Below are 24,981 nucleotides of genomic sequence, written 5' to 3'. Positions count from 1 at the left end.
CCCCGTACCCTGCCCATGACCGTACCGGCCCAGGATCTGCCCCCGCGGGTGCGCATCCACGAGGTCGGTGCCCGCGACGGGCTGCAGAACGAGAAGGCGGTCGTACCGACCGAGGTGAAGGCGGAGTTCATCCACCGCCTGGCCGCCTCGGGCCTGTCCACCATCGAGGCGACCAGTTTCGTGCACCCCAAGTGGGTGCCCCAACTCGCCGACGCGGAGGACCTGTTCCCCCGGCTCGCCGACATCGGGGAAGCCGCCCTGCCCGTACTCGTACCGAACGAGCGCGGTCTGGACCGGGCCCTGGCGCTCGGTGCGCGGCGCATCGCCGTGTTCGGCTCGGCGACCGAGACGTTCGCCGCCCGCAATCTCAACCGCACCGTCGACGAGTCGCTCGCCATGTTCGAGCCGGTCGTCGCCCGCGCCAAGGCCGACAAGGTGCATGTCCGGGGCTACCTGTCGATGTGCTTCGGCGACCCGTGGGAGGGGCCGGTCCCCGTCCACCAGGTCGTTCGGGTGGCCAAGGCGCTGATGGACCTCGGCTGCGACGAGCTCTCCCTCGGCGACACCATCGGCGTCGCCACGCCCGGCCATGTGCAGGACCTGCTCTCCGAGCTGAACGAGGAGGGCGTGCGCACCGACACCATCGGCGTGCACTTCCACGACACGTACGGCCAGGCCCTGTCCAACACCCTTGCCGCGCTCCAGCACGGTGTGACCACCGTGGACGCCTCGGCGGGCGGCCTCGGCGGCTGCCCGTACGCGAAGAGCGCGACCGGAAACCTCGCCACCGAAGACCTCGTGTGGATGCTCGACGGCCTCGGCATCGAAACCGGGGTCGACCTCGACGCGCTCACCGCCACCAGCGTGTGGCTCGCCGAACAGCTGGGCCGGCCCAGCCCGTCCCGTACCGTCCGCGCGCTCTCGGTGCGGTAAACCCAGTCCCACAAGGAGTGACACCTGCCATGTCCCTGGACCACCGGCTGACCGCCGAGCACGAGGAACTGCGTCGCACCGTCGAGGAGTTCGCGCACGATGTGATCGCCCCGAAGATCGGCGACTTCTACGAGCGCCATGAGTTCCCGTACGAGATCGTGCGGGAGATGGGGCGGATGGGCCTGTTCGGGCTGCCGTTCCCCGAGGAGTACGGCGGCATGGGCGGCGACTACCTCGCCCTCGGGATCGCCCTGGAGGAGCTGGCCCGGGTCGACTCGTCCGTGGCGATCACCCTGGAGGCCGGGGTCTCGCTCGGCGCGATGCCGGTCTACCACTTCGGTACGGAGGAGCAGAAGCGGCAGTGGCTGCCGAAGCTCTGCTCGGGCGAGGCGCTCGGCGCGTTCGGCCTGACCGAGCCGGACGCCGGCTCGGACGCGGGCGGCACCCGGACGACGGCGGTGCGCGACGAGGCGACGGGCGAGTGGGTGATCAACGGCTCCAAGTGCTTCATCACCAACTCCGGTACGGACATCACCGAACTGGTCACGGTCACGGCGGTGACCGGCCACAAGGCGAACGGCGCCCCGCTGATCTCCTGCATCATCGTGCCGTCCGGCACCCCCGGCTTCACGGTCGCCGCCCCGTACTCCAAGGTCGGCTGGAACGCCTCGGACACCCGCGAGCTGTCCTTCTCCGACGTCCGCGTCCCGCTGGAGAACCTGCTGGGCCAGGAGGGCCGCGGCTACGCCCAGTTCCTGCGCATCCTGGACGAGGGCCGGATCGCCATCGCCGCCCTGGCCACGGGCCTGGCGCAGGGCTGCGTCGACGAGTCGGTGAAGTACGCCAAGGAGCGCCACGCCTTCGGCAGGCCGATCGGCGCGAACCAGGCCATCCAGTTCAAGCTCGCGGACATGGAGATGCGGGCCCACATGGCCCGTACCGGCTGGCGCGACGCGGCGTCGCGCCTGGTGACGGGCGAGCCCTTCAAGAAGGAGGCGGCGATCGCGAAGCTGTACTCGTCGACGGTCGCGGTCGACAACGCCCGCGAGGCGACCCAGATCCACGGCGGCTACGGCTTCATGAACGAGTACCCGGTGGCCCGGATGTGGCGCGACTCCAAGATCCTGGAGATCGGCGAGGGCACGAGCGAGGTGCAGCGGATGCTGATCGCGAGGGAGTTGGGTCTTCCGGCCTGACGTTTCGCGGCGGTACGGGGCGGGTCCGGGGTGCGGGCCCGCCCCGTCCGCCTTCCCGGGCCGCCTTTCGGACCGCCTTCGGGCCGCCTTCGGGCCGCCCTTCCGAACCGCCTCGGTCGTGCGGGAGAGCGTCCCGGTGATCCGCCGGGCGGATTTCGGGTCGGGGGAGGCTCCGGCCCGAGGAAGGGCCTAGCGTGGCCCGTGGCCCGTACATACCGAAGGGACACCATGCAGCTGACCGCACCTTTCTACCCCTTGTACGCGGGACGCCTGCGCCGTCAGGTCCTGCGCGGCCAGATCCCCGGGCACATCGGGCTGATCATGGACGGCAACCGCCGCTGGGCCCGCCAAGTGGGCCTGTCCAGCCCGAGCCTGGGGCACAAGTACGGGGCCGAGCACGTGGCGGACGTCCTGTCGTGGTGCGAGCGTCTCGGCATCCGGCACGTCACCGTGTTCGTCTGCTCGACGGAGAACCTCGGCCGTCGCGGCGACGGTGAGGTGTCCTACCTGATGGATCTGATCGAGCGGGTCGTCACCGACGAACTGGCCCGCCCCGATGCCCGTTGGCAAGTCCACGTCGCCGGAACGCTCGACGTACTCCCCGCCCACACCGCAGAGGCCCTCAAGAGCGCGGTCGAGGCCACCCGCGCATGCACCACCGGCGCCCATGTCACCCTGGCCATCGGCTACGGCGGGCGTCAGGAAGTCATCGACGCGTTGCGCGGCCTGCTGCAGGAACGCTCCGCGGCCGGGCAGTCGTTGCGCGAACTGGCGGACAGCCTGACGGTGGACGACCTCGCCAGGCATCTGTACACGGCCGGACGGCCGGACCCGGACCTCATCATCCGCACCAGCGGCGAACAGCGGATGTCCAACTTCCTGTTGTGGCAGAGCGCGTACTCCGAGCTGTACTTCTGCGAGGCGTACTGGCCGGCCTTCCGCGAGATCGACTTTCTCCGGGCCCTGCGCAGCTACTCCGCCCGCCGGTGCCGCAGCGACCCGTAAAGGATTCGACGGCGCACCGGGCGTTCCGGGAGAGTCCGCCGAGACACGGGCCGCCGCCCGGCACCTCGCCTTCGCCGGACTCGGCGCCCGGACGGCGATCTCGTCCGCCACGACCGACAACCCGCCCCTGCGCCTGCGCCTGCGGGGTGGAGTACCGGGCCGGACCACATGAGGGAGGAGTTGTTCGCACGTGCCCCTACGCCCGAGGAGACGAAGCTCCTCCTGCTGCCACGGAGCGAAGCGGTCGTCGAGTTGCACAGGACTGCCTATACGGCCGACGGCACCGTGGTCGAATTCGCCATAGGCGTGCACGCCGCTTCACGCTTCAGATGGTCGTACGACTTCAAGGTCCCGGACTCGGCACACGGCAAGGGCAACGCGCAGTGATCTTCACGCCCGTCCATCCAGGACGACCGGCTGGTGATCGACATGCTCGTCGGCGCGCTGCAACGTCTGCTGATCTATCCGGCCCACGGCTTCATGGTCGCCGACGCCGTTCCCGACGAGGTGACGGCGGCGTACGAGCGGTTGTCCCGTGCGGGCTTCACGAGCCGGCTCGTCGCGGGCGGCGCGGGAACGGGGCACTGAGTCCGGCGCCCCGGGAACAACGCGGTCCCGCCGCGGAGTTCGTCCGGTACGGCTCCCCCGGCCCCGCACGCATATCCGCTCCCGCCTGTCACCGCCATGACATATCCTTCACAATAGCGGCCGCTCCCTGCACACCGTCTTCACACAGTGGTGTCCGGATGTCGCGCGGCCGACTCGTCACCCGGCCCATCCGCCGGGTTTCACTGTGGGGGTACATCAACGTGCGTACGCGCACCGTGTCGACCGCGCTCGCGGTCCTCTTCAGCTCGACGGCACTGGCCGTCGGCAATACGGGGTCGGCCATGGCCGACTCCGCCAAGGCCCTGCCGGTCTCCTCGTACGGCGACATGGCCGTGGACGGTGTCCACAAGCGGGTCTACATCAGCGATCCGAGCGGCAACAAGGTCGTCGTCACCGACTACGCGGGCAAGGTCGTGGCGACCGTCCCGAACCTTCCCGGCGTGCAGGATCTGGCGATCGCGCCCGATTCCCGTTCCGTCTACGCGGCCGTTCCGGGCAGCGACGCCGTCGTCGCCATCGAGACGGCCACCTCGACGGCGGCCGCCCGGTACGGCACCGGCGAGAACACCCGGCCGCAGACGGTGGCGGTGGCGGGCGGCCGGGTCTGGTTCATGTACGGCGATCAGCCTTCGCACCACCTGGGCTCGTTCGACCCCGCGCAGGGCAGCCCGGAGGTCGCCCTCGACCAGCTCCCCGGCATCGGCTGGTACGACGCCCCCGAGCTGGAGTCCGCCGGGAACACCCTGGTGCTCGGCGTCCACGGCACCTGGTCCGGTCTGGCCGTGTACGACGTGTCGACGAGCACGCCCGTCCTGCGCAAGCAGGGCATGCCGTCCGAGGCCGCGAACTACATGAACGACTTCGCGCTCAGCGCCGACGGCAAGAAGATCGTCGCCGCCTCGGGCGAGTCCCCCTACGCGGCGACCGCGATCAACACCGACGACCTCACCCGTACCGGTGGCTACCGCGTCGAGGCGGGCAACCCCGACTCCGCCGCGATCGCGCCGGACGGCACCGTCGCCGTGTCGTTGTACGCCCCGTACGACAAGGACATCTACGTCTTCAAGCCCGGGGCGACGGCGCCGTACCGCACGTACACGTACGCCCAGGGCACGGCGGGCGGCGACATCATCAGCTCCCGAGGACTGGCGTGGGCCCCCGACGGGACCAAGCTGTTCGCCCTCTCCGGGGGCTACGGCGGACCGTTCCTGCGGGTCCTCGACGACGCCACCAGGTTCCCGGTCAAGGCCACCGTCTCCGCGCCCGCCAAGGCGGCCCGCGCCAAGAAGCTCAACGTCACCGGCAAGCTGACCTCCGACAAGTCCTTCCCCGCGGGCTCGAAGGTCACCGTCACCCGGACCGACATCGACTCGCCCAAGGGCAAGTCGCTCGGCACGAAGACGGTCGGCTCGTCCGGTGCGTTCTCCTTCAGCGACACCCCGCCCGCCGGCGGCAACGTGACCTACACGGCGCGGTACGCGGGCGACGCCACGCACGCGCCCGCCTCGGGCAAGGACACGGTCGCCGTCTCGCGCACCGCCACCTCCCTCGGCCTCAACCGCAACGGCGCCCTCTACTCCTACGGCGCCGACGTCTCCTTCACCGCCCACCTCGGCAAGACCTACAAGAACCGCACCGTCGAGATCTGGGCCGACCCCTTCGGCGCCGACAAGCCCAAGAAGCTGCTGAAGAAGGGCAAGGTCAACTCCAAGGGCAACCTGTCGGTCACGGTGGACATGACCCGTGACACCACGGTCACCGCGGTCTACGCGGGCGATGCCCGCTCGGGTTCCAAGACGGCGAAGTCGACCGCGTACGCCAAGGTGAGGGTCTCCACCTCCGTCTCCAAGCACTACAAGACGGGCAAGATCGGCTCCACGACGTACTACTGGTTCCACAAGAACACCGACCCGGTCCTCACGACGTCGATGACGTACTACAAGGGCCGCCAGCAGCGCTTCGGGCTCCAGGTCTACTACCAGGGCCGCTGGTACGACACGGACCCCGAGTACTTCGCGCTGGGCAGCAACGGCAAGTCCGTGGTCCGCCTGGAAGCCCCCGGCCAGTCCGGCATCCGCGCCCGGATGCGCTCCTCGTACATCAACGGCTCCTCGGGCGACAGCGTGAACTCGACGACGCACGGCGCATGGAAGTACCTGTACTTCACGAAGTAGGCAGCAGCAGGCAAGCAGCACCGCACCGACGCAGGACGGAGAAGGGCCCCGCCGGGGCCCTTCTCCCCGGGTGCGGTGCAATTCGTTCGACAGCGCGCGGCCCCGGGCGGCAGAGTCCGTGCATGAAGCCGCACCACTGGCCCCTGTACGGGCTCCGCCTCCGCACACCCCGTCTGGAACTCCGCCTTCCGGACCTGGAGTTGCTGGACGGCCTCGCGTCGGTCGCCGTCGACGGGGTGCACGCGCCGGCCGACATGCCGTTCACGGTTCCGTGGACCGACGCGTCGCCCGCCGAGCGCGGCAGGGCCGTGTTCCAGCATGTGCTGGCCACCGTCGCCGACTGGTCCTCGCGGGACTGGGCGCTGAGCCTCGCCGTGCTGCACGAGGGCCGGGTGGTCGGGCGGCAGGACGTGACGGCGAAGGACTTCGCCCTCACCGGTGAGGTGAGCACCGGCTCGTGGCTGGGCCTTGCCCACCAGGGTCGGGGCATCGGCACCGAGATGCGGGCCGCAGCGCTGCATCTCGCCTTCGCCGGGCTCGGGGCGCGGACCGCGGTCTCGTCCGCGATGACCGACAACCCGCGCTCGCTGGGTGTTTCACGGCGGCTCGGATACCTGCCGGACGGACTGGAGGTCGCCGCGGTACGGGGCGCGCCCGTCACCCTCCAGCGGCTGCGGCTGGACCGCGCCCGCTGGGCGGAGCACCGGGACGTCGACGTCACCGTCGAGGGGCTCGACGGCTGCCGGGAGGAGTTCGGGGCATGACGCTTCTGGTGCACACCTTCGTCTACGACGAGCACGGCCGATCGCGTCTGCTCGACGACCCCGAGGACGGCGGCGACATGGCCGGGACCGAGGTCTGCCGGACCGCGTTGTGGGGATCGGACGCCGCGCGGGCGCTCGGCGCCCGGTTCCTCCCGGAGCTGGCCACCGGCGATCTGTACGTGGAGCCGGAAGATGTCGACGACTTCCTCGCCGAGTGCGAACTGCTGCACCGCAACGCCGCGGCGCTCGCCGGAGGCGGCGGCGACCGGCGGGACTACGTGGTGGCCCGGCTCGCCAACCTCACCCGCGCCGCCCTGAGGGCCCGGACGGTGGGCGGCGGGGTCCTCGTCTGGTGAACGGCCGGGAGGCCCCCTCGAACGCACGATGAGGTTAGGCTAACCTTCCTTCGAACGTACCGGCGGCCGCTTCCCGGCTTCGCACCCGGTTCCTGGGAGGAGCCCCCGCATGACGACGTCCGTCGCACCCCCCGCCACATCCCCCGTCGCCCCCTTCCGGTTCTTCGGCCTGGCCGTCCTGCGGACCCGGCGGCTGGGGCCCACCATGCTCCGGGTCACCTTCGGCGGCCCGGGACTCGACGGCTTCGCGGCCGGGGGCCGCGATCAGAGCCTGTCGCTCTTCCTGCCGCACCCCGGCCAGCCGGAACCAGTTGTTCCGGTCGATGGGGACGGCGACTGGTTCACCGCCTGGCGCGCCCTTCCGGACGACGTACGGCCCGTCATGCGCTCCTACACCGTGCGCGCCCAGCGCCGCGCTCCCGACGGGTCGACCGAGATCGACATCGACTTCGCGCTGCACGGGGACGGCGGGCCCGCCTGCCGCTGGGCCGCCGCGGCCGCCCCCGGCGATCCGCTCAAGGCGCTGGGCCCGGCCGTCGAGGACAACACCGCCGTCCGCTTCCGCCCTCCGCGGGACACCGACTGGGTCCTGATCTGGGCCGACGAGACCGCACTGCCCGCCGCGGCCGCGGCACTGGAGTGGCTGCCGGCCGGCACGAAGGCCCGGGTCTGGCTGGAGGTCCAGCACACCGAGGACCGCCAGGCCCTCAACACCGCCGCCAAGGCCCGGATCACCTGGCTCGTGCGGAACGAGGGCGCACCCGCCGCCCTGGAGGCCGTCCGCGCTGCCGAGCTGCCCGAGGGGACGCCGTACGTCTGGATCGCGGGCGAGTCGTCACAGGTACGCGCGCTGCGCCGCCACCTCGTCCAGGAACGCCGATTCGACCGCGGGCGCGTGACATTCGTCGGGTACTGGCGTCGCGGGCTGAGCGAGGAGCAGCTGCGCGAGGCGGCGGCCGACGCGGACGAGTAGACCGCCGACCGGCTCCCGGCCGCGCACGGGCGGGCACCGGACCTGCGGGGCCCGGACCTGCGGGGCCCGTCCGGCGGCCGGCCGTACGGACGACGGCCGCCGGTCGGGCCCCGCTCACCTCACTGGGCGGCCCAGGGAACCTGCGGCGCCCGGTAGTAGGTGATGCCGAGCGCGGAGAACCGCGGCCCCTGCGCGCCGAGCCGCACCTTGTACGCGTCCCAGTCGTGCGTGGACGCGGGGGACCAGCCCAGCTCCGCCACTCCCGGCAGCCTCGGGAAGGCCATCTGCTCGATCTCGTCGCTGTCGGTCAGGGTCTCCGACCAGAGCGGCGCCTCGACGCCGAGGATCGAGCCCTCCGGGGCGCCGTCCAGGTAGGTCGCCGGGTCCCAGTCGTAGGAGCGCCGGACGGAGACGTAACCGGCCCAGGCCAGGCCCAGCGCGGTGTCCTTGTCGTACTTCATGTCGAGGTAGCTCCGGTCGGCCGGGGACAGCACCAGCTTCGTGCCGTTCACGGCGGCGTCCGCCACCTGCTTGCGCTCGGCCGCGCCCGTCCGGTCGTACCCCCAGTACTGGGCGACCGCGCCCTTGACCGGCGTGGCCCCGGTCAGCTGGTGCCAGCCGATCACGGTCTTGCCGTGCTTGCCGACGACGGCCTGCGCCTTGTTCATGAAGGCCACGTAGTCCGCGTGGCTGGTGGAGTGCGCCTCGTCGCCGCCGATGTGGAGGTACGCGCCGGGGGTGAGCGCGGCCAGCTCGCGGACCACGTCGTCCACGAAGTCGTACGTGACGGACTTCGGGACGCAGAGCGAGCTGAAGCCGACGGCCGTGCCGGTGTAGAGCGGCGGCGCGACGCCGTCGCAGTTCAGCTCCGCGTACGAGGCGAGCGCCGCGTTGGTGTGGCCGGGCAGGTCGATCTCCGGCACGACCTCCAGATAGCGGGAGGAGGCGTACCGGACGATCTCCTTGTAGTCGTTCTTCGTGTAGTGGCCGCCGGCTCCCCCGCCGACCTCCGTCTGCCCGCCGTACGTGGCGAGCCGCGGCCAGGAGTCGATGGCGATCCGCCAGCCCTGGTCGTCGGAGAGGTGCAGGTGGAGCTTGTTCATCTTGTAGAGGGCGAGCTGGTCGATGTAGCGCTTGACCTCTGCGACGGAGAAGAAGTGCCGGGAGACGTCCAGCATCGCGCTGCGGTAGGCGTAGCGGGGCGCGTCCTTCACCGTGCCGCCCGCGATTCTCCAGGGGCCCTTCTGGCGGCTCTTCTTCTCCACGTGGGCCGGGAGCAGCTGGCGCAGTGTCTGGACGCCGTGGAAGAGCCCCGCCGGGGCGCGCGCGGTGAGAGTGACGGAGCCGGGGCCCGACTTCAGGGTGTACCCCTCGGCGCCCGACCCGCTGTCGCGGGGGTCGAGCCGGAGCCGGATGCCGTCGCCGCCGCGGCCGGTGACCGGCAGGGCGTAGCCGGTGGACGGGCGCAGCACGCCCGCCAGGTAGTCGCCGACCCGCCGGGCCTCGCGGGAGTCGTCCTCGACACGGATCCTGGTGTCCGCGGTGATGGCGTACGGGGAGCCGCCGGGCTTCGCCTCGGCGGGGGCGGGCACTATCTGCCCGAGCGGACGGGGTGAGGGGGCCGCGGCCGGGCTGCGGCTCGCCGCATGGCCTTCCGGCGCCGCGCCGACACCGGAGATACCGGCCGCCGTGACGAGCAGCAGCGAGCCGAGGAGACGGGGAAGGGCGGTGCGCTGTGTCCTGTGCAGTCTCACAAGCCGGGTCCTTTTCGACGGGTTCACACCTGTGGATCTCCTGACCGAGCCCTCACCATGCGTATCGCCTGCCTCACACATGGTCAAGACGTAGACCACTTCCCCGTTCTGCGGCTGCGAGAATCTGGCCCATGGCGGAAATAATCCAGCGCGACGGAACGTGGACCTTCGACGGCGAGACGGTGCGGATCGTGCCGGGGCGGGCCAAGGGCATCCATCCCCTCCGGCAGGAACTGGGCGAGCGCGCCGTCCCGCTGCGGGCACTGGCGGGCATCGCCTTCGAACCGGACCGCCGGGGCGGCCGGCTGCGACTGCGGCTGCGCGACGGCGCCTGCCCGGTCCTGCGCGCCGCCGACGGCCGGCTCGGGGACGCCGCGGATCCCTACCAGCTGGCCGTGGAAAAGGACCGCAGTGGCGTAGCGGAGTACTTCGCCGAGGAGGTGCGCGGCGCCCTGCTGATCGAACAGGTGCCCACCGGTCCGGTGGACGGCTTCCTGCTGCCCGGTCCCGCGGTGCCGGTCGCCGGGGGCGGCGGGGACGGCACGGCCTCGTTCGACGGGGAGACCATCCGCCTCACCTGGAACTGGAAGGCCAGGGAGGCCAAGAGCTCGGGCGGCCCGGTCGCCCTCCCGGTGTCGGAGGTGACCGGGGTGCACTGGCTGCCCGCCATCGGCCTGGAGAACGGGCACCTGCGCTTCGTACGGGGCGGGGACCGGGCGTCGGCCCCGGCGGCGGAGTTCGACCCGTACGCGCTGGATCTGTGGGGGCTGTCCAAGAAGGAGTACACGGCGGTGCTGGTGGCGGCGGCGGTGCTGATCCGGCTGCCGGACGCGGCGGAGGCGCGGACGGGGGCGCAGCCGGTCGCGAAGGCCGCGGGCGCCCGGCCCGCGGAGATCGCCCCGCCGCCCGCCGAGGACCACGACGCGCTGCTGCGCCGACTGCGGGAGCTGGGCGAGCTGCGGCAGGCGGGGATACTCACCGACGAGGAGTTCGCCGCCGCCAAGCAGGCCGTCCTGAAGCGCCTCTGAGGGCTGCCCCGAACCGTTTCCGGGCCGCCCGAGAGCCTCATCACACCCCCGCCTGCCCGATATCGGGCAGAATTGTTGCGTAAGTGCCCCGTTCACCGCAATATCAACGAGTGCTCGAACGCCGCCCGTCGCATGACGACCTCATCGACCACCTGGTGCGCAGCACCGCGCTCCAGCGCGGTGAAGCCGCCCGGGTGATCCTCGACGTGCTGGCGTACTTCGACGAGACGACCGACGACTTCGTCCGCCGCCGCCACCGCGAACTGCAGTCCGGCGGCCTGGTGAACGCGGAGATCTTCGAGCGGATCGCGGCCGAGCTGCCGCACCGGGCGGTCGCGCCGCCGGAGCTGTCGCTCCGCCAGCTGCGACGCATCGTCTACGGCTGAGCAACGGGCACTACAGGTACGTCGATGGAGGGGCAGAGACTCTATGTGCGGAATCGTCGGATACATCGGGAAGCGTGATGTGGCACCGCTGCTGCTGGAAGGGCTGCAGCGGCTGGAGTACCGGGGTTACGACTCCGCGGGCATCGTCATCACCGGCAAGGCGTCGGCCGGGAAGCCCGCCGCCCTGAAGATGGTCAAGGCGAAGGGCCGGGTCCGCGAGCTGGAGGCCCGCGTTCCCAAGCGCTTCACCGGCACCACCGGTATCGCCCACACCCGCTGGGCCACCCACGGCGCCCCGAGCGACGAGAACGCGCACCCGCACCTGGACGCCGAGAACAAGGTCGCCGTCGTCCACAACGGCATCATCGACAACGCCTCCGAGCTCCGTGCGAAGCTCGTCGCCGACGGTGTCGTCTTCCTCTCCGAGACCGACACCGAGGTGCTGGTCCACCTGATCGCCCGCGCCCAGGCGGAGACCCTGGAGGAGAAGGTCCGCGAGGCGCTGCGCTCGGTCGAGGGCACGTACGGCATCGCCGTCCTGCACGCCGACTTCAACGACCGCATCGTGGTCGCCCGCAACGGCTCCCCGGTCGTCCTCGGCATCGGCGAGAAGGAGATGTTCGTCGCCTCCGACGTCGCCGCACTGGTCGCCCACACCCGCCAGGTCGTCACGCTCGACGACGGCGAGATGGCCACCCTCAAGGCCGACGACTTCCGTACGTACACGACGGAGGGCTCGTCCACGACGGCCACGCCGACCACGGTGGAGTGGGAGGCCGAGTCGTACGACATGGGCGGCCACGACACGTACATGCACAAGGAGATCTCCGAGCAGGCCGACGCCGTCGACCGGGTGCTGCGCGGCCGGATCGACGACCGGTTCGCCACCGTGCACCTGGGCGGCCTCAACCTGGACGCCCGCGAGGCGCGCGGGGTCCGCCGGATCAAGATCCTGGGCTGCGGCACCTCGTACCACGCGGGCCAGATCGGCGCGCAGCTGATCGAGGAGCTGGCCCGCATCCCCGCGGACGCCGAGCCCGCCTCCGAGTTCCGCTACCGCAACCCGGTCGTCGACCCGGACACCCTGTACGTCGCGGTCTCCCAGTCCGGTGAGACGTACGACGTACTGGCCGCCGTCCAGGAGCTCAAGCGCAAGGGCGCCCGGGTGCTCGGTGTCGTCAACGTGGTGGGCTCGGCGATCGCCCGTGAGGCTGATGGCGGTACGTACGTCCACGCCGGCCCCGAGGTCTGCGTCGTCTCCACCAAGTGCTTCACCAACACGGTGGTCGCGTTCGCGCTGCTCGCCCTGCACCTGGGCCGGATCCGGGATCTGTCGGTCGCCGACGGCAAGCGGATCATCGAGGGGCTGCGCAGGCTGCCCGCCCAGATCAGCGAGATCCTGGCGAACGAGGACGAGATCAAGAAGATGGCCGCGGAGTACGCGGACGCCAAGTCGATGATGTTCATCGGCCGGGTCCGCGGCTACCCCGTCGCCCGTGAGGCCTCGCTGAAGCTCAAGGAGGTTTCGTACATCCACGCGGAGGCGTACCCCGCGTCCGAGTTGAAGCACGGGCCGCTGGCGCTGATCGAGCCCGCGATGCCGACGGTCGCGATCGTGCCGGACGACGACCTGCTGGAGAAGAACCGCGCCGCGATGGAGGAGATCAAGGCCCGCAGCGGCCGCATCCTCGCCGTCGCCCACCAGGTGCAGGAGAAGGCCGACCACACCATCGTCGTGCCGAAGAACGAGAACGAGCTGGACCCGATCCTGATGGGCATCCCGCTCCAGCTCTTCGCGTACCACACGGCCCTGGCCATGGGCCGCGACATCGACAAGCCCCGCAACCTGGCGAAGTCCGTCACCGTCGAGTAGGACCCGGCCGGCAGAGCGGCCCCGCACCCATCACCACCGTGGGTACGGGGCCGCTCCCGTACGGGCCGGTGGCCGATGCCCGGGAGCAGAAGCAGGAGCGCCGGCAGCAGCGGCATGTGCGCCCCGGCGAACAGGGCGACACCGCGGGCGGCACGGCGTCGGCCGCCGTCGCATCGCCCACGTCCCGGTGTGACCGATACCGAACGCCAACAGGGCGATTCGCGGGGCGAGATGGCCGACGACAGAGGTGCCGGCACTCCCGCAGAGACGCCGTTGTGCACGGAGGGCTCTCTTCACATGCGGTGGCTCCGCTTCCTCATGCCCCATATGCACCCTTCACAAGCGCGCAATCCGCCTCTGCGCCTCAGCGGATTGCCGGTTTCCACAGACGAGTTGACGCCACGTCGACCGCGCGGGTCCCCCCGGCGACAGAGGTGACGACAGGGATGGCCGGGGCGGGGCCGCTCAGGGAATGACGACGACCGGACGCTGCGCGCGGCGTGCGAGGCGCCCCGCCACCGAGCCGAAGATGCGGCCGACGATGCCGTGCGTGGAACCGACGACGATGGCGTCGGCCGAGTACTCCCGGCCGACCTCCTCCAGCTCGTGGCAGATGTCTCCGCCGCGCTCGACAAGCACCCAGGGGACCTCGGAGAGGTAGTCCGCGCAGGCGAGCTCCAGGCCGAGCACCTCGGTGCGGTGATCGGGCACGTCGACGAAGACGGGCGGCTCGCAACCTGCCCAGACGGTGGTCGGCAGCCGATTGGCGACGTGGACGATGATCAGGCCGGAGCCCGATCTTCGGGCCATCCCGATGGCGTACGCGAGGGCGCGCTCACTGGATGTCGAGCCGTCGAAGCCGACCACGACCCCGTGCCGGAAGGCCGGATCGCAGGAATGACGTGTTTCTTCGGCCGCCTGCGGGCCCGACATGGGGTCGGCTACCTGCTTGCGGTCGGCGGGTTCGGGGATTTCGTGACCGGCCATCGGTGTCTCGGCGAAGAGAGTCCTCGTGAGGAGAGCGACGTGGGGAAGGTGCTCAGCGGGCGGTGTTGCGGTGTCCGGGAATCATCTTCCCAACCCCTTACCCCCAAGGGTACGGCGCCACTCCTCCACTGCCCAGACCCGCGCAAAGCGCGCGCGACGTTTCACGGAGCATGCCCGAGGCGGACCCGTATGGCAATGCCGGTTGCGCTGTACATCGACGCCGAAGGGGCGAGAAGGCTCCCCTGCGTGACCGAACGGACCGTTTCCGTGACCGTCCGCACCCCGCCGCGAACCGCCCCCGAATCCCCGCAGAACGCCCGGGAAGCCGTCGCGGAACGACCGCGCTCCGGAGCGGCCGCCACTTCCCCGACGACCGCCGGCGCGACGATCCGCCCCCCGGGAGTCACGCCGCACCCGTCCCGGCCCGCCCGCCCCGTCCGCGGCCCTCCATCCGGCCGACGGACCGATACCGGCCCGCCGGTCGGGATCCGGCTGCCGCCGACGCCGGCACACCGGTCCGCGCGATCGGCCGCCCGACCTGCCCAGGGGGCGCAAAGAAGCAGTCGCTCATCGGGGTTGTGCGCCGGTCCACTGACCGAATCACGTACGCACAACCATCTATTTTCAGCCAACTTCACACCCCTGTCGCTTCCTTGCCGAATTGGCCGATCAACCCCCTTGCCACCAGGCAGGAAGAGACCGCGCGGTACGCTTCCACCCGACGGGGACGGGCCATCAAGGCGAGGCGCACTTCCCTGTGCGGCCGCTGAGTGAAACGCTTCGTGATCGAATGCTTCCCGCCAAGTTGCCTTGTCGACATAACGCCGGTTGGTGAACTTGTCACGACGGCGTCGTGGGACGCAGTAGATTCGATCTTGGGTATCGAAGACGGGGGTCTCGTGCAGGACCGAGGGGAAAAGTGCAGGAGCGACAGGCCCGTAAGGACCAGGGAGACGCGAACACCGAGGGGGGCTTAGCGTCATGAGCCAGGACTCCGCCGCCGCAACGGAGGCTGTACGGAAGCTCAGTGGACGACGACGACGAGAAGTCGTCGCCGTGCTGCTGTTCAGCGGCGGCCCCATCTTCGAGAGCTCGATCCCGCTCTCCGTGTTCGGAATCGACCGACAGGACGCGGGAGTTCCGCGGTACCGACTCCTCGTCTGCGGCGGGGAAGAGGGACCGCTGCGGACCACCGGGGGACTCGAACTCACCGCGCCCTACGGGCTGGAGGCGATCAGCAGGGCCGGCACCGTCGTGGTGCCCGCCTGGCGTTCGATCACCTCGCCACCGCCCGCGGAGGCACTGGACGCGCTGCGCCGCGCCCATGAGGAAGGGGCCCGCATCGTCGGGCTGTGCACCGGGGCGTTCGTACTCGCCGCGGCAGGTCTGCTGGACGGCCGCCCGGCGACCACGCACTGGATGTACGCACCGACGCTGGCCAAGCGCTATCCGTCGGTGCACGTCGATCCGCGCGAGCTCTTCGTCGACGACGGCGACGTGCTCACCTCCGCGGGTACGGCGGCCGGGATCGATCTCTGTCTGCACATAGTCCGCACGGACCACGGCACGGAGGCCGCCGGGGCACTGGCCCGCCGGCTCGTCGTGCCGTCGCGGCGCAGTGGCGGCCAGGAGCGCTACCTCGACAGGTCTTTACCCGAGGAGATCGGCTCCGACCCGCTCGCCGAGGTCGTGGCCTGGGCACTGGAGCATCTCCACGAGCAGTTCGACGTGGAGACGCTGGCCGCGCGCGCCTACATGAGCAGGCGGACCTTCGACCGCAGGTTCCGCTCGCTCACCGGCAGCGCACCGCTCCAGTGGCTCATCACCCAGCGGGTGCTGCAGGCGCAGCGGCTGCTGGAGACGTCCGAGCATTCGGTCGACGAGGTCGCGGGCCGCTGCGGCTTCCGCTCGCCGGTCGCGCTGCGCGGACACTTCCGGCGCCAGCTGGGCTCCTCCCCCGCCGCGTACCGGGCCGCCTACCGGGCCCGCCGTCCGCAGAGTGGCGGCGTGGAGCCCCTCTCCCCGGGGATCGACCCGATCGTGCCGGCCCAGGGCTCCTCGGCGGGCCGGCGGGCCGCGGCCACCGCGTCGGGTCCCTCCGTCTTCACGTCGGCGGCGGTCGGGGCGGGGCACCCGGAGCACGGGAAACCGGGCCCCGACGTGTACGCCGCCGGACGCCCGACCCTGCCGGGTCAACGGAGTGCCCCGTAGGCTGGGGCCATGAACGACCGCATGGTGTGGATCGACTGCGAGATGACCGGGCTCTCGTTGACGGAAGACGCACTCATCGAGGTGGCCGCACTGGTCACCGACTCGGAGTTGAACGTGCTCGGCGAAGGGGTGGACATCGTGATCCGCCCGCCGGACGCGGCCCTGGAGACGATGCCCGAGGTGGTGCGCCAGATGCACACCACCTCGGGTCTCCTCGACGAGCTGGCCCAGGGCACCACCCTGGCCGACGCCGAGGCCCAGGTGCTGGCCTACGTCCGCGAGCACGTGAAGGAGCCCGGCAAGGCCCCGCTCTGCGGAAACTCGGTCTCCACCGACCGCGGCTTCCTGGCGCGGGACATGGCCGCCCTGGAGGGCTACCTCCACTACCGGATCGTCGATGTGTCCTCGGTCAAGGAGCTGGCGCGCCGCTGGTACCCGAGGGCGTACTTCAACAGTCCGGCCAAGAACGGCAACCACCGGGCGCTCGCGGACATCCGTGACTCCATCACGGAGCTGCGCTACTACCGCGAGGCGGTCTTCGTGCCGCAGCCCGGTCCGGACTCGGAGCGCGCCAGGGCGATCGCGGCACGCGTCGCGCCGCCCACGCCGTAGGAGTGTGTGAAGCCGCTGGTCATGGGCCTTTCGGGGGCTGTGGTCAGCGGCGGAACAATGGGGGCGCGAGCACCCTCTCGGACCCTGTACACTTTTTCTCGGCCGGTCAGAAAAAGACCGGGCGTGGTGGGTATAGCTCAGATGGTAGAGCACCTGGTTGTGGTCCAGGATGTCGCGGGTTCGAGTCCCGTTACTCACCCTGAAGAGAAGGGCCCCGGTCGATGACCGGGGCCCTTCTCGTGTCTGAACCACCCTCACCGAGTGGCCGTGTGACGGTCGTCACGAGGAGTCGCGGACGACCAGTTCCGTGGGGAGCACGATCTGCGGACGTTCCTGGTTCTCGCCCGCGATCTCCTGGAGCAGGACGCGGGCCATCGTGCGGCCCATCTCCTCGATCGGCTGGCGCACGCTGGTGAGCGCCGGGTCCATGTGACGGGCCACGGCCGAGTCGTCGAAGCCGATCAGGGCCACGTCGTCCGGGATGCGCCGGCCGGCCTCACGGAGCACCTGGCGGGCTCCCGCGGCCATCACGTCGGAGGCGGCGAAGACCGCGTCGACATCGGGGCGGCGGGCCAGCAGGTCGCGCATGGCCTGCGCACCGCCCTCCTCGCTGAAGTCGGCCGGAGCGATCAACTGCTCGTCCGGTCCGAGACCGGCCGCGGCGACCGCCTCGCGGTAGCCGTCGAGGCGGCGCCGCGCACCGTAGACGTCCAGGCGCCCGGTGATCGTCGCGATGGAGCGGCGGCCCCGGGAGATCAGATGGTCGACCGCGGCACGGGCACCCCCGAAATTGTCGGAGTCGACGGCGGCGAGCGGCTCGGAGGCGGACCTGCGGCCGCTCATCACGGCCGGCATGCCGAGCTGCTCCAGCAGGTCCGGCAGCGGGTCGTCGGCATGGACGGAGACCAGCAGCACGCCGTCGACGCGGTGCGCGGTCAGGTACTGGGCCAGCCGTCGGCGCTCGCGGTCGCTGCCGACGAGAGTGAGCAGCAACTGCATGTCGGTGTCGGCGAGCGCCGCGCCGACACCGCGGACGATGTCGGAGAAGTACGGCTCGGCGAAGAAGCGGGTCTCCGGCTCGGGCACGACCAGGGCTACGGCGTCGGTGCGGTTCCCGGCGAGCGCGCGGGCCGCGCGATTGGGTACGTAACCCAGTGCGGCGACGGCCGCCTCCACCGCTTCCCGGGTCTGCGCGCTGACCCGCGGGGATCCGTTGATGACCCGCGAGGCCGTACCGCGCCCCACCCCCGCCCGTGCCGCGACCTCTTCGAGCGTGGGCCGCCCGCCGCTCCGTACTCGCGCTGCCGTCATGGCTGCCTCCCGTTCGCGGTCAATTTCTCACAGTCGGATAACCGAACCAAGTCCTGGTCTGGGATCCCCCGGCCCTCGTCCGGGCCCGGCGGTCTCGACGGCCCCATAATATGGGAGCGCTCCCAAACCGTGCGGTGCCGGCCTCGGTTCCGCGGGCCGCGGCCCGGACGGAGACGACGGAGACCCGGCGCGACGGGCGGCCGGGTCTCCGGGGTCGTACAGGAGGTTGTACAGGGGGCCTACAGGACCGTGCGGGGTGTGCGAGGTTCAGGCGGGGTCGGTGACCGGGGGCAGTGCGTGGCGGCGGATGACGTCGGCGTACCAGTGGGCGCTCGCCTTGGGGATACGGCGCTGGGTGGCGTAGTCGACGTAGACGGCACCGAAGCGCTTCGAGTACCCGTACGCCCACTCGAAGTTGTCCATCAGGGACCAGAGGAAGTAGCCGCGCACGTCCGCGCCGTCGGCCACGGCCCGCTGGACGGCTTCGAGGTGGCCACGCAGGTACTCGACCCGCTCGGGGTCCTCCACCAGGCCCTCGGGCGAGACGTGGTCGTCGAAGGCCGCGCCGTTCTCGGTGACCATCAGCGGCAGGTCCGGGTGGTCCCGGGAGACGTCGAGGAGCAGGTTGTACAGCCCGTCGGGGTCGATCGCCCAGTTCATCGCGGTGCGTTTCCTGCCCTCGGCGAGGTGGAAGGCGACGTGCTCGGAGCCGGGCCACGGGGAGTGGTCGCTGTTGCCGTGGCCGTCGTCGCGCGAGTCACCGGAACCGTCCGCGGGTGTGGAGACCAGCGTCGGCGTGTAGTAGTTGACGCCCAGGACGTCGATCGGACGGGAGATGGCGGCCAGGTCGCCGTCCTGGACCAGCTCCGACCAGTTCACCAGGTGCGCCGTGTCGGCGATCAGGTCCTCGGGGTACGCGCCGCGCAGCATCGGGCCGGTGAAGATCCGGTTGCCCACCGCGTCGATCCGGCGGGCGGCGTCCGCGTCGGCCGCGCTGTCGGTCAGCGGGCGGATCTGGTGGAGGTTGAGGGTGACCGAGGTCTGCGCGGTGGCGGGGAGCCGGTCGCGCAGGATCCCGACCGCCCGGCCGTGGGCGAGGTTGAGGTGGTGGGCCGCACGCAGGGCGGAGGCCGGCTCGGTGCGGCCGGGGGCGTGCACGCCGGAGCCGTATCCGAGAAAGGCCGAGCACCACGGTTCGTTGAAGGTGGTCCAGGTGGAGACGCGGTCGCCGAGGGCGTCGGCCATGATGGCGGCGTAGTCGGCGAACCGCTCGGCGGTCACCCGCTGGGGCCAGCCGCCGGCGTCCTCCAACTCCTGGGGCAGGTCCCAGTGGTAGAGGGTGGCGACGGGCGCGACACCGGCTTCGAGGAGCTCGTCGACGAGCCTGCGGTAGAAGTCCAGTCCGCGTTCGACGGCGGGGCCGCGGCCGGTGGGCTGCACCCGGGACCAGGAGACGGAGAAGCGGTAGGCCCTCAGGCCGAGTTGCTTCATCAGCGCCACGTCGTCGCGGTAGCGGTGGTAGTGGTCGGCGGCGATGTCTCCGGTGTCACCGTTGCGGACCTTGCCCGGAGTGCGGCTGAAGGTGTCCCAGATGGAGGGGGTGCGGCCGTCCTCGGCCGCGGCGCCCTCGACCTGGTAGGCGGCGGTGGCCGCCCCCCAGACGAAACCGGTCGGAAAGTTCGCTGCCTCGGGCGCCTGCTTCGGGGCGATGTCAGGTCGTACAGCAGTCATGCGGGAGCGCTCCCAGGAATGGACGAACAGGGCGGTTAGGGGGGTGTGGCTCCGGGGCCCGTACGGCCCGCGGTCAGGGAATCAGGCCGTACGGGTGCCCGGGGAACGGCGGGTGACGCGGGGTCACCCCTTGACGGCGCCGGACATGATCCCGCCGACGATCTGCTTGCCGAAGACCACGAAGACGACGAGCAGCGGCAGCGTGCTGATCAGCGCGCCGGCCATCACGATGCTCTGGTCGGGGGTGTAGGAGGCGCTCAGCTGGCCGAGGGCCACCTGGAGCGTGGGATTCTGCTGGTTGAGGGCGAGGTAGGGCCAGAAGAAGTCGTTCCAGGCCTGTACGAAGGTGAGCATTCCCAGCACCGTCATCGCGGGGCGGGCCACCGGGAGCACCACGCTCCGCACGATGCGGAAGTTGTTCGCGCCGTCGATCTTGGCGGCCTCGATGAGTTCGTAGGGCAGCGCCTCGGTCAGGTACTGCCGCATGAAGAACACCCCGAACGCGCTCACCAGGGTCGGGAAGATCACCGACTCCAGCTTTCCGCCCCAGCCGATGTCGGACATCATCATGAACAGCGGGACGACGCTGAGCTGCGGCGGGATCGTGAGCGTGGCGACGACCCCGGTCATCAGCGCCCCGCGGCCGGTGAAGCGCATCTTGGCGAAGGCATAGCCGGCCAGGGTGCAGAAGAAGAGCGTCGCCGCCGTGATGCAGCCGGAGACGACGACGCTGTTGACGATCGCCTTGCCGAGGTGCGCCTGGCTCCAGGCCGCGTCGAGGTTGTGCAGCAGCCGCCCGCCCGGCAGGAACGGCGGTGTGGTGGCGAGCACTTCGTCCTGGGTGTGGGACGCGGCCACGAGCGTCCAGTAGAGCGGCAGGAGCGAACCGATGCCGACGACGGCCAGGGCGATGTAGGCGAACGGGCCGCCCTTCAGTTGTCCGCCCGCGCCCGGCCTGAAGCGGCTCGGGCGCCGCGCCGCCCGGTGGGGCGTGCTCGGGAGGCCGGGTTCCGGGGCTTGGGTGGGGCTGGTCATGGTCATGGAATTCGCTCCCGGTCAGACCGCGGATGTGCGTACGAAGCGGCCGATGAGCCAGTTGACCGCGGCGATGATCAGCAGGAGGCCGAGCATCGCCCAGGCCACTGCGGCGGCCGGACCGAGATGTCCGAGGTTCCAGCCGTAGTTGTAGAGGTAGACGCTGAGCGTCTCGTACTGATTCTCGTTGCCGCCGGTGGCTCCGAGGGTGCCGCCCTCCAGCAGCAGCGGCTCACCGAACAGCTGCATGGAGCCGATGGTCGATATGACGATCGTGAAGAGGATCGTCGGCCGCAGCGAGGGGATGGTCACTTTGCGGAACTGCTGCCAGCGCGATGCGCCGTCCAGCGAGGCGGCCTCGTACAGATCGGTCGGTACGGCCTGCATGGCGGCCAGGTAGATCAGGGTGTTGTAGCCCGTCCAGCGCCAGATCACGATGACGGAGATCGCGATCTTCGACGTCCAGTGGCCGTTGGCCCAGTTGGTGTCGCCGAGGCCGATGAAGTGCAGCGCCCAGTTCAGCAGGCCGCCGTCGGCCCGGAACACCAGGGCGAAGACGAGGGCCGCGGAGGCCACGGAGGTGGCGTACGGGGTGAGGACGACCGTCCGCCAGAACGTGCTGGCGCGCAACCGGTAGTTCAGCAGATGGGCCAGCCCGAGCGCGACCAGCAGCTGCGGGACGGTGGACATGACCCCGATCAGGAAGGTGTTGCCGAGGGCCGTCCAGAACTCGGAGTCGTGCAGGATCTTGTCGAAGTTGTCCCAGCCGACCCACTCCATCCGGTCCAGGCCGGTCATCTCCACCCGGTGCAGGGCGATCCAGCCGGTGTACAGCAGCGGATAGAGCCCGAAGGCGCCGAAGACGAGGAAGAACGGGGCTATGTAGGCGTACGGCGAAGCCTTGTCGTCGAACCGCCACAGCCGGCTCCGCCAGTTCTGCCGACGGGACCGGGCCGTCGTCTGCTGGGAACCGCCGGGTGGCGGGGCGTATGCGTCCCGGGTGGGAGTCGAGGTGGCCACGGGCGGGATTCCTTCCCTGCGTTGCTGAGTTGGCCTGCACGAGGGGTGCGGGGGGTACGGGGCCGGGGTGGGCCGGGGGCGTGAGTGGCTTGTGCGCGTGGTCGGTTGCCCCGCAACGGGGCCCGGTGTGCGGGGGCGGACCCGCGCGGGGTACGGGGCGGGGCGGCCGTCCGGGCGCGGGCCGGCGCGGGAGGCTCCTGGGGGGCCGCCCGCACCGGCGACGATCTAGCCGATCGCCTTGTCGATCGCGTTGGTCGCCGCCTTCCACGCGTCGTCGGGGCTCGTGCCGCGCTGCTCCATGTTGTTGATCTGGGTGGAGATGGTGTCCTTGATGACGCCGTCCTTCGCGCCGAGGACCGTCTCGGGGATGGACTTGGCCTCTTCGGCGTAGATCTGCCCGATCGGCGCGTCGTTGAAGTAGGGGAGCTTCGCGTTCTTCACGTCCGGCAGGTCGTACGCGCCCTTGTTGGACGGGAAGACACCGATCGCCTTGAACACGGCGGCCTGCTGCTCGGGAGCGGTCAGCCACTTGACGAGCTTGGTGGCCTCGTCGACGTTCTTGCCCGACTTGGGCACGGCGAGGAAGGAGCCGCCCCAGTTGGCGGCGGTCGAACCGGGTGCGGTGGTGATGTCCCACTTGCCCTTGTTGGCCTCACCGGCGTTGGTCGAGATCTGACCGGCCATCCACGCGGGGCAGGCCACCGTGGCGACGGTGCCCTTGCGCAGGGCGGCGACCCACGGGTCGTTGAACTGGGCGAGCCCCTGGGTCAGCTTCTTCGACGCGGCCTCGGCGGCCAGGTTCCACCCCTGCTGGACGCTGGGGCTGTCCTTGTAGACCGGCTTGCCGCTCTCGTCGTAGTACTGCTTCGCGTTCGAGCTCACCACGGCGTTGAACATGGCGCTCGCGGAGTCCATGAAGTACGTGCCCTCGGGGGCCTTCTTCTTGTACTCCTCACCGAGCTTGAGGTAGTCCTCCCAGCCCCCGGCGACCTTCTTGGCGACCTCCGCGCGGTCGGTCGGCAGACCGGCCTTCTTGAACAGGTCGGTGTTGTAGCAGAGGGACATCGGACCGATGTCGGTGCCCGCGCCGATCACCTGACCGCCGGACGTGGTGGCCTGCTTCTCCTTCCAGGACACCCACTCGCCGACGTCGATCACCTTGCCGAGATCGGCGAAGGAGTCCGCCTTGGTGTCGACGATCTCCTTGATCCGGCCGACCTCGATGCCCTGGACGTCGGCGAGGCCGCTGCCCGAGTTCAACTGCTGGAGCAGCTTGGGGTAGTAGACCTTCTCGTCGGCGGTGACGTCCTCCTTGACCGTGATGTTCGGGTGCAGCTCGTGGTACTTGGCGAAAAGGCCGGCCTCCTTGTAGCCGAACTGCCCGTAGTCGGCGACGGTCAGCGTGATCTTCCCGTTCGCGCCGGAGCCCGTGTCGTCCGACGAGTCCGAGTCGCTGCTGCAGCCGGCCAGCAGCAGGGCCGAGGCTGTCAGGCCCGTGGTGGCCAGAACCGCGGCTCTGCGGCTCCGGCCGGCGACGGTGCGGGTGATGCGCATTCCACTACTCCTTGTTCCAGGGTGGGACTGGCGTTCTGACTGCGCGGCATACGCGCTGGTGGGAGCGGATGCCGGGTGGCTCAGGGGGGGAGGACACGGGCAGTGCCGTTCGAGCGGGAAACCCCGCACGATGTGGGAGCGCTCCCATGCGTCGATGTCGGAAGGTTCCTGCCTGCGAGGGGTGGGTGTCAAGAGTTGAAGGCGCTTCCGTTGCCCGAGTGTGTCCTGCAAGTCACGCGACCGTGTCCCGCCGAAGTCTTGCCATAGCCCGCGGAGATCGACCGGAGGCTCGATCCCTTTCCGGTGATGCGCAGGTCAAGGGCGCACCGGCCGGGAACCCGCCGCGCCGACCACCCCGGGGCGGGCCGGCCGGGCCGCATGTCCGCCCGGCCCGGGAGCGGCCCCCGTCACCCCCGGTTCCCACCCGATCGCCCACCGGAAGGTGAACGGGGCATCGCGCGAGGGGGCCCGCCGGGGGCGGCCCGGAACGCATCCGCGTTCTTTCCCCGAACCCGACGCATCGTCACGGGCGCGCCGGGGGGCGGCGGGAGACACGTCGGGAGGCACGACGAGAGGCGCAACGGGGACGGGCGGCAGAAACGGTCAGCGGGAGGCGCAACGAGAACAGGCGGCGGGTACGCCGAGGGACGACGGGTACGCCGAGGGACAGCGCGAGGCGCAACGGGAACATGCGCCGGGAACGGGCGCCGGTAGGCGCAACCGAGAAGGGCGGCAGGAAGAGGCGGGTCGGGGTCGCGGGGCTACGCCGCCCGCAGGCGCGCCAGGGTGGATTCCAGTTCGGCCTGTGCGGCGCGGCCCGCCGAGTCCGCGTCGCCGGCCACCACGGCCCGTACCAGCGCGTCATGGGCCGCGTCGCCGTGGTCCGGATCGTCGCGGCGCAGGCCGAACAGCTCCACGAGGTCGATGAGCCCCTGCCGCAACGCCGGGGCGAACTCGCCGAAGAGGTCGGTGAGTACGGGGTTGTGGGCGGCGACCACCACGGCCCGGTGCAGGGCGATGTCCGCGTCGACGAACCCCGCGTCTCCCCCGGCCCCCGCCGCCCGCCGCGCGGTGAGCGCCCCGTCGAGGGCGGCCAGGTCCTCGTCCGTGCGGCGCCGCGCGGCCAGGCGGGCGGCCTGGACCTCGATCAGCATGCGCACTTCGTAGACATCGGTGACCGAGGCCCTGCGCAGCCGGGCCGGCCAGTCCTCCGTCGCGTGGTCGGCGATGACGAAGACGCCCGCGCCCTGCCGGGACTGGAGCAGCCCGAGCGTGGCCAGGGTGCGCACCGCCTCGCGGACCGTGGAGCGGCCCACACCGAGCGTCTTGGCCAGGGTCGTCTCGCCGGGAATCTTCGTGCCGACCGGCCAGTGCCCCTCGGTGATCTGCTCGCGCAGATGGTGCGTGGCCTGTTCGACCAGGGGGCTGGGGCGGAGCGGACCGAGCGAGGACACGAATTCACCTGTCAG

The 24,981-nt window shown here is 70.8% G+C and carries 21 protein-coding genes, 1 tRNA gene and 1 pseudogene; 15 read left to right on the top strand and 8 right to left on the bottom strand.

All coding sequences use genetic code 11. From position 1 onward, the window contains the following. Positions 1-15: 15 nt before the first annotated feature. The 9 genes and pseudogenes from ACFVT1_RS25790 (at position 16) to ACFVT1_RS25750 (ending at position 8,010) form a co-directional block, all read left to right on the top strand. Positions 16-933 (top strand): hydroxymethylglutaryl-CoA lyase, encoded by a 918-nt coding sequence (locus tag ACFVT1_RS25790; RefSeq protein ID WP_389799716.1) that lies wholly within the window; start codon positions 16-18, stop codon positions 931-933. 29 nt (positions 934-962) lie between these two features. After that, positions 963-2,129, top strand: coding sequence for an acyl-CoA dehydrogenase family protein (locus ACFVT1_RS25785; RefSeq protein ID WP_389799527.1), 1,167 nt, complete (start codon positions 963-965; stop codon positions 2,127-2,129). Between the two features lie 228 nt (positions 2,130-2,357). After that, entirely contained in the window at positions 2,358-3,134 is a 777-nt protein-coding gene (gene uppS / locus ACFVT1_RS25780) for a polyprenyl diphosphate synthase (RefSeq protein ID WP_389799525.1), read from the top strand. 168 nt (positions 3,135-3,302) lie between these two features. Continuing rightward, positions 3,303-3,521, top strand: a complete 219-nt coding sequence (locus ACFVT1_RS25775) for a UTRA domain-containing protein (protein WP_389799522.1) — start codon at positions 3,303-3,305, stop codon at positions 3,519-3,521. 12 nt (positions 3,522-3,533) lie between these two features. Further along, positions 3,534-3,722, top strand: a pseudogene (locus ACFVT1_RS25770) (YdcF family protein); the annotation flags it as partial. Between the two features lie 221 nt (positions 3,723-3,943). Further along, positions 3,944-5,917: an Ig-like domain repeat protein gene (locus tag ACFVT1_RS25765; RefSeq protein ID WP_389799519.1), complete on the top strand. Its 1,974-nt coding sequence runs from the start codon at positions 3,944-3,946 to the stop codon at positions 5,915-5,917. 122 nt (positions 5,918-6,039) lie between these two features. Beyond that, the gene (locus ACFVT1_RS25760; RefSeq protein ID WP_389799517.1) at positions 6,040-6,681 is read left to right on the top strand and encodes a GNAT family N-acetyltransferase; all 642 of its coding nucleotides are present in this window, start codon (positions 6,040-6,042) and stop codon (positions 6,679-6,681) included. Then, positions 6,678-7,037: a hypothetical protein gene (locus ACFVT1_RS25755; protein ID WP_389799515.1), complete on the top strand. Its 360-nt coding sequence runs from the start codon at positions 6,678-6,680 to the stop codon at positions 7,035-7,037. Before ACFVT1_RS25760 ends, ACFVT1_RS25755 begins: the two co-directional genes overlap by 4 nt. Before the next feature lie 109 nt (positions 7,038-7,146). Then, positions 7,147-8,010, top strand: coding sequence for a siderophore-interacting protein (locus ACFVT1_RS25750; RefSeq protein ID WP_389799513.1), 864 nt, complete (start codon positions 7,147-7,149; stop codon positions 8,008-8,010). 119 nt (positions 8,011-8,129) lie between these two features. Here ACFVT1_RS25750 and ACFVT1_RS25745 read toward each other — a convergent pair whose 3' ends face one another. Beyond that, a complete protein-coding gene (locus ACFVT1_RS25745) occupies positions 8,130-9,764 on the bottom strand; it encodes a beta-N-acetylhexosaminidase (RefSeq protein WP_389799510.1) in 1,635 nt (544 codons plus the stop codon). 131 nt (positions 9,765-9,895) lie between these two features. On the opposite strand from ACFVT1_RS25745, the gene ACFVT1_RS25740 reads away from it, so the two are divergent. The 3 genes from ACFVT1_RS25740 (at position 9,896) to glmS (ending at position 13,051) form a co-directional block, all read left to right on the top strand. Then, positions 9,896-10,792 carry a DUF4429 domain-containing protein gene (locus ACFVT1_RS25740; RefSeq protein ID WP_389799508.1) on the top strand — a complete coding sequence of 299 codons (897 nt, stop codon included), beginning with the start codon at positions 9,896-9,898 and terminating at the stop codon, positions 10,790-10,792. A 110-nt stretch (positions 10,793-10,902) separates the two neighbouring features. Then, a complete protein-coding gene (locus ACFVT1_RS25735; RefSeq protein WP_072489218.1) occupies positions 10,903-11,178 on the top strand; it encodes a hypothetical protein in 276 nt (91 codons plus the stop codon). Positions 11,179-11,221: 43 nt separating this feature from the next. Next, entirely contained in the window at positions 11,222-13,051 is a 1,830-nt protein-coding gene (glmS, locus tag ACFVT1_RS25730; protein WP_362208255.1) for a glutamine--fructose-6-phosphate transaminase (isomerizing), read from the top strand. A 465-nt stretch (positions 13,052-13,516) separates the two neighbouring features. On the opposite strand, the gene ACFVT1_RS25725 is transcribed toward glmS, so the two are convergent. Continuing rightward, entirely contained in the window at positions 13,517-14,038 is a 522-nt protein-coding gene (locus ACFVT1_RS25725; protein ID WP_362208252.1) for a universal stress protein, read from the bottom strand. A 981-nt stretch (positions 14,039-15,019) separates the two neighbouring features. Here ACFVT1_RS25725 and ACFVT1_RS25720 point away from each other — a divergent pair. From ACFVT1_RS25720 to ACFVT1_RS25710, 3 genes are all read left to right on the top strand, one after another. Beyond that, complete coding sequence (locus ACFVT1_RS25720) at positions 15,020-16,249, top strand: helix-turn-helix domain-containing protein (RefSeq protein WP_389799505.1); 1,230 nt, start codon at positions 15,020-15,022, stop codon at positions 16,247-16,249. Positions 16,250-16,258: 9 nt separating this feature from the next. Then, positions 16,259-16,861, top strand: coding sequence for an oligoribonuclease (gene orn / locus ACFVT1_RS25715; protein WP_389799503.1), 603 nt, complete (start codon positions 16,259-16,261; stop codon positions 16,859-16,861). 126 nt (positions 16,862-16,987) lie between these two features. Continuing rightward, positions 16,988-17,060 (top strand) — tRNA-His (locus ACFVT1_RS25710). Between the two features lie 80 nt (positions 17,061-17,140). Here ACFVT1_RS25710 and ACFVT1_RS25705 read toward each other — a convergent pair. The 6 genes from ACFVT1_RS25705 to ACFVT1_RS25680 form a co-directional block, all read right to left on the bottom strand. Next, positions 17,141-18,172, bottom strand: coding sequence for a LacI family DNA-binding transcriptional regulator (locus tag ACFVT1_RS25705; RefSeq protein WP_389799501.1), 1,032 nt, complete (start codon positions 18,170-18,172; stop codon positions 17,141-17,143). A gap of 267 nt (positions 18,173-18,439) precedes the next feature. Next, positions 18,440-19,903, bottom strand: coding sequence for a GH1 family beta-glucosidase (locus ACFVT1_RS25700; RefSeq protein ID WP_389799498.1), 1,464 nt, complete (start codon positions 19,901-19,903; stop codon positions 18,440-18,442). Between the two features lie 123 nt (positions 19,904-20,026). Then, positions 20,027-20,944 carry a carbohydrate ABC transporter permease gene (locus ACFVT1_RS25695; RefSeq protein WP_389799497.1) on the bottom strand — a complete coding sequence of 306 codons (918 nt, stop codon included), beginning with the start codon at positions 20,942-20,944 and terminating at the stop codon, positions 20,027-20,029. A gap of 15 nt (positions 20,945-20,959) precedes the next feature. Further along, entirely contained in the window at positions 20,960-21,958 is a 999-nt protein-coding gene (locus ACFVT1_RS25690; protein ID WP_389799495.1) for a carbohydrate ABC transporter permease, read from the bottom strand. Between the two features lie 225 nt (positions 21,959-22,183). Continuing rightward, on the bottom strand, positions 22,184-23,512 hold the full coding sequence (locus ACFVT1_RS25685; protein WP_389799492.1) for an ABC transporter substrate-binding protein: 1,329 nt from the start codon (positions 23,510-23,512) through the stop codon (positions 22,184-22,186). A gap of 761 nt (positions 23,513-24,273) precedes the next feature. Next, positions 24,274-24,966, bottom strand: a complete 693-nt coding sequence (locus ACFVT1_RS25680; RefSeq protein ID WP_389799489.1) for a FadR/GntR family transcriptional regulator — start codon at positions 24,964-24,966, stop codon at positions 24,274-24,276. Positions 24,967-24,981 lie beyond the last annotated feature (15 nt).

This window comes from Streptomyces sp. NPDC057963, from assembly GCF_042887155.1.
Classification (GTDB): domain Bacteria; phylum Actinomycetota; class Actinomycetes; order Streptomycetales; family Streptomycetaceae; genus Streptomyces.
This window is presented reverse-complemented; position numbering and strand designations above follow the sequence as displayed.